Here is a 5,191-nt window from a genome sequence, read left to right on the forward strand (position 1 = left end):
CCGGGATGCCAGCGATCGCGGAGCTTCGCGCCATCGCCTGCGGATTTGAGGGCGAACGCCTTCAGGACGGCGAGAAACTGATCGACCTGGTCGGGATCCCGATGCCGAGGGGTGAGCTCGCGCACCGCCATGTGCAGTGCGCTGGCCAGCGGCCTGCGGATCGACTGGTCCGGCCGTGCCTCGATCTTGCCGGTCCCCCAGAGCCGGCGTATCGCCTGTGACCGTAGGGCGTTCAGCAGAACGGTCTTCCCCACACCCCGAAGCCCGGTGAGCACCAGGGAGCGTTCGGGGCGGCCTCGGGCGATGCGTTCCAGAACGACGTCGAACTGCCTGAGCTCGCGATCCCGCCCCGCGAGCTCAGGGGGGCGCTGCCCAGCGCCTGGCGCGTAGGGGTTCCGTACCGGGTCCATTGTCGGATGCTATCGGCCTTTCTAGCGAAAAAGCTAGATCTGCTTAGATAGCGCGATCGTGTGTCGACGACGGTCGATCGGTATTTCTATGGATGTCTAGTGAATTTTGAAGATTCCTCTAGAAGGCGACAGAGCCAGGGTGAGTCCTGTGCCGCGCCGATGCTGGCGGATAGGTGTGCCGTCTCTGCGGGAGCGCTACCAGCACCTTCGGAAACGTCCTATCAATCGGATGGTCACCAGTCGTGACGGCATGGTTGAATCGGGGTCACCCTTGAAACGTCCGATGTCCCGGCGTGGCCGGGCTTCGAAGCGCTTCGACGACGCCGATGTCAACGAAAGGACGTCATTCATGACACTCCTCCACAGTTTGAACGCGGGTGCGGGCTACCCGGCCCGCACGTCTCTTCGCGTGGTCGCCGTCGTCTCGGCCGCGACGTTGGCACTCGCCGCGTGTGGGTCAGATGACGATGACGATGACGATGACGACCAGGCCGCTGCCGACGACGCAGGCTCGGTCACCCTCGAGTACTGGGGATGGGTGCCGAACGTTGAAGATGCAGTGGACGACTGGAACGAGGCCAATCCGGACATCCAGGTCAACTTCACCAGGATGACCGGAGACGACGGCGACAAGATCCCATCCGCGGTGGACGCGGGTACAGGCCCGGACATCGCCCAGATGAGCCAGCACCAGCTGCCGGACTTCGTCATCAACGAACGCGTGGTCGACATCAGCGACTACGTGGCCGGCGCTGAGGATCTGTTCACTGAGAGCTCGTGGTCGGCTGTTGTATTCGCGGACGCCGTGTACGGGGTTCCCCAGGACAGCGGTCCGGCAGCGATGATGTACCGCACTGACATCTTCGAAGAGCACGACATCGATGTCCCCGCCACCTGGACGGAGTACATTGAGGCGGGTCGCGAGCTACAGCAGGCGGACCCCGACGTGTACATCGGCCAGTTCTCACCGAACGAGATGGGCCTGTGGTACCAGGACATGGTGCAGGCGGGCGGTAGCTGGTACGGCATCGAGGACGATGCATGGACGCTCTCGATCAACGACGAGGCGAGCCAACGGGTCGCCGAGAAATGGCAGACGCTCGTCGACGACGGCCTGGTCAAGACCACCCAGATGTGGACACCCGAGTACTGGGCCGACATCAACAACGGCAACATCGCCACGATCACCTATGCCGCATGGTTCCCGGCGCTGTTGAAGGAGAACGCGGCCGACCTGGCCGGCAATTGGGCGGTGGCGCCCGGCCCCACCTTCGAAGGCTCAGACGCCGCGGGTGACACCGGTGGTGCGGTCACCTCGGTCATGGCCGGTGCTGAACACCCAGAGGAAGCCGCCGAATTCATAACGTGGTTGAACAGCTCCGAAGAGGGAGTGAATCACCTGGTCACCGGAGGTGGTGTGTTCCCTGCGGCCAAGATCGGCCTGGAGAACGAGGATCTCGTGCAGCCAGACGACTACTTCGGTGGTCAGGAGATCCTCGAGGTGTACAAGGAGGCAGCGCTCAAGGTGCCCGGCGGCAATCAGGAAGGGCCGGGGTACCAGCTGGTGCAGAACGACATTCTGGACGGCTTCGCCGACGTCGCCAACGGCGATGCGACGTTCAGCAGCGTGCTGGATGACGCGCAGGAGGGCGCCGTAGAGCGCATGCGGGATCAGGGGCTCGACGTCAAGTGAGTGTCGCCACCGCTGCCACGTCTACCTCTGCGCGCCCCCGCCGTCGCAGCCGCGGCGGGGGCCAGCGGTCGGCGCCGTACGTGTTCCTGGCGCCGTTCATCGTTCTGTTCGTCGGTTTCCTGATCGTGCCGATCGGGCTTGCGGTCTGGAACAGCCTGCACACTGTGCAGCGCAGCGGACTGGGGTTCGGCTCGTCCAGCGAGACCGCCTTCACCGGTCTCTCCAACTACACGGACGCACTGACGAATCCGGAGTTCCTGGACGGCTTGGGGAGGGTGCTTCTCTTCGGCGCCGTGCAAGTGCCGGTGATGCTGGCGCTGGCCCTGGTGTTGGCTCTGCTGTTCGACTCCGCAGCTGTGAAGTTCACGCGCTTCTTCCAGCTGAGCGTGTTCCTGCCGTATGCCGTTCCCGCGGTCGTGGCAGCCCTGCTCTGGGGTTTTCTCTACCAGCCACAGGTGAGCCCGATCGTCGACGCATTGGGGTCGGTGGGCATTGATCCGGACTTCCTGGCACCGGGGACCGTGCTCTGGTCGATCGCGAACGTGACGATCTGGTCGGTGACCGGTGTCAACATGATCATCATCTTCTCCGCGTTGCAGACCGTGCCGCGGGAGATCTACGAAGCGGCACGCATCGACGGCGCCGGTGAGATCCGCACCGCGTTGCGGATCAAGATGCCGATGATCGCGCCGGCGATCATTCTCACCGCGCTGTTCTCCGTGATCGGCACGCTGCAGCTCTTCAACGAGCCGATGGTGATGCGTTCGGTCACCTCCAACGTGTCCAGCGAGTACACACCCAACATGATGATCTTCTCGACGACGACGCAGGGAGGGAACATCAACCTCGGCTCGGCCATGGCGATCCTTCTCGGCCTCGTGACCTTCGCACTCTCCGTGGCTGTGTCCGCGGCGTCGAACCGCAGAGGAGGGAAGCGGTGACGATGTCTGCTCTCGAACAGCGGAGCGCGAATCGCCGATCTGCCCGTGTTCGCCGAGGTGACACCGAACGCCATGGCGAGCGGCCGTCGCGGGTCGGCGTCGCGGTCGTCACGGTCTTCATGGTCGGTGTGCTGATCTACTTCATGCTGCCGGTCTACTGGCTCGTCGTGGCGTCCACCAAAAGCACGTCGGACCTTTTCTCGACGCCGGGACTATGGTTCGCCGACCTGAATCTTTTCTCGAACCTGTCGCGGCTGAGCACCTACGACGGCGGGATCTTCTGGCGATGGATGTTCAACTCGTTCATCTACTCCGGCGTCGGGTCGGTCCTGATGACGTTCGTCAGCGTGGTCAGTGGATATGCCCTGGCCGTGTACCGGTTCCGGGGCCGGGCGGTTGTCCTCGGCGCGGTGCTGGGAAGCATGCTGGTCCCGCAAACCGTGCTGGCACAGCCGACCTACCAGTTGCTTGTGGAGATCGGGCTGAACAACACTTATGCCGGCGTGCTCATCCCGTCGCTGGTGTATCCGTTCGGCGTGATGCTCGGCTACGTGTACGCGCGGTCGTCGATCCCGACGGAGATTTTGGAAGCGGCCCGGCTGGACGGGGCGAGCGAGTGGAGGATCTTCCTCTCGATCGGCAGCAGGCTCATGGGGACCGGGACGGTGACCATCCTGCTGTTCGCCTTCATCGGAAGCTGGAACAACTTCATGTTGCCGCTGCTGGTCCTCAACGATCAGAGCCTGATGCCGGTGACCGTCGGCCTGAACGGATGGAGCCAGACCGCGATCACCGTGCCGGAGCTGCAGACTCTGACCGTGGTAGGCGCGCTGGTGTCCGTCATCCCGGTGGTGCTGGTCTTCGTCGGCCTGCAGCGTTATTGGCGTAGCGGACTGACCGCGGGAGGTGTGCGATTCTGAGCACGACACAAGCGGCGACAGCCGTGCCGGCGCCGCCATCGGCGTTCTGGTTCGACCGGCCCGCCGGGCACTGGCTCGAGGCATTGCCGGTCGGAAACGGGCACACCGGCGCGATGTGCTTCGGCATACCGGGCAGCGATCGGATTCAGATCAATGACGAGACGGCCTGGTCCGGGTCACCGCGTAGTGAGGCGGCCGGCGGCTTGGTCTCATCGGAGACAGCGCGGGAGGCGCTGGCGGACGCCAGGTCCGCGCTTGCCCACGAGGACCACGGTGCGGCCGAGCGTGATCTACGGCGGCTTCAACAGCGTTACACACAGGCCTACCTGCCGTTCGTGGATCTCGGCCTCTCGGTTCAGGTGGGCGGCCGCGAGATCAGGCCGGAGGCGGTCACAGGCTACCGGCGCTGGCTCGACATGGGCCGCGGCCTTGCCGTGCACGAGTACGTCGTGGATGGACATCGGGTCACGCAGACGATCTTCGTCAGCCGTCCGGCGGACGTGCTCGTGGTCGACGTCGTGTCGGACCACCCGGATGGCGTGCATCTCGCGCATACGCTGACGACTCCGTTGCGTGGTCTGGGAACGGCCGCGGGCGGAACGGTGAGCGGGATCCTGCTCCGGTTGCCGTCCGACGTCGCTCCTACCCACGAGGGCGTCGACGTCCCGGTCGCCTACTCGGAGGACACCGGCGCGAGCCTGCGCGGGGCGGCCGCGGTCACCGTCCGGGAACGCCCAGGCGGCGTTGCCCTGTTCCTCTCCACGGCGACGACGTTCAAGGCGATCGGTGCCCAGCCCGAGGGGACGGAGCGCAACTGCTTTGAACGCGCGGCGTCGCGCGTCGAGGCGGCCTCTGACCGGGACATTGCGGAGATCCGGGCCGAGCACGTGGCCGGGCATGCGGATCTGTATGACCGGGTCGAGCTGACGCTGGCCGGCAAGGTCTCGGACGCCGAAGGCGGCAGTGGTGAATGTGTCCCGGTCGACCAGCTGCTGCGCGCGCCGGACTCCTGGCGTGCGGCGCCCGAGCTGGTCTCGCTGCTGTTTCAGTACGGTCGCTATCTGCTCATCTCGTCGTCGAGGCCCGGTGGGCTGCCGGCCAACCTTCAGGGCATCTGGAACGACCAACTGCAGCCGCCATGGAGCTCCAACTACACGCTGAACATCAATACCGAGATGAACTACTGGCCGGCGGGTGTGACGGCACTGCCGGAGTGCGTGGAACCGC

5 protein-coding genes are annotated in these 5,191 nt (G+C 65.0%); 4 read left to right on the forward strand and 1 reads right to left on the reverse strand.

Annotation, left to right across the window (positions count from 1 at the left end; genetic code table 11):
• Positions 1-410 (reverse strand): ATP-binding protein (locus ELR45_RS41775; RefSeq protein WP_240760272.1); only part of this gene is annotated, 410 nt, incomplete at its 3' end.
• 349 nt (positions 411-759) lie between these two features.
• Here ELR45_RS41775 and ELR45_RS30860 point away from each other — a divergent pair.
• The 4 genes from ELR45_RS30860 to ELR45_RS30875 all read left to right on the forward strand — a co-directional run.
• On the forward strand, positions 760-2,103 hold the full coding sequence (locus ELR45_RS30860; protein ID WP_165368252.1) for an ABC transporter substrate-binding protein: 1,344 nt from the start codon (positions 760-762) through the stop codon (positions 2,101-2,103).
• On the forward strand, positions 2,100-3,044 hold the full coding sequence (locus tag ELR45_RS30865; RefSeq protein WP_129669712.1) for a carbohydrate ABC transporter permease: 945 nt from the start codon (positions 2,100-2,102) through the stop codon (positions 3,042-3,044). Before ELR45_RS30860 ends, ELR45_RS30865 begins: the two co-directional genes overlap by 4 nt.
• Before the next feature lie 2 nt (positions 3,045-3,046).
• Positions 3,047-3,964, forward strand: coding sequence for a carbohydrate ABC transporter permease (locus tag ELR45_RS30870; protein ID WP_129669759.1), 918 nt, complete (start codon positions 3,047-3,049; stop codon positions 3,962-3,964).
• A 23-nt stretch (positions 3,965-3,987) separates the two neighbouring features.
• Positions 3,988-5,191, forward strand: a 1,204-nt coding sequence (locus tag ELR45_RS30875) for a glycosyl hydrolase family 95 catalytic domain-containing protein (protein ID WP_205857604.1), incomplete at its 3' end; no start/stop codon positions are given.

This window comes from Phytoactinopolyspora endophytica (assembly GCF_004138495.1).
Classification (GTDB): Bacteria; Actinomycetota; Actinomycetes; order Jiangellales; family Jiangellaceae; genus Phytoactinopolyspora; species Phytoactinopolyspora endophytica.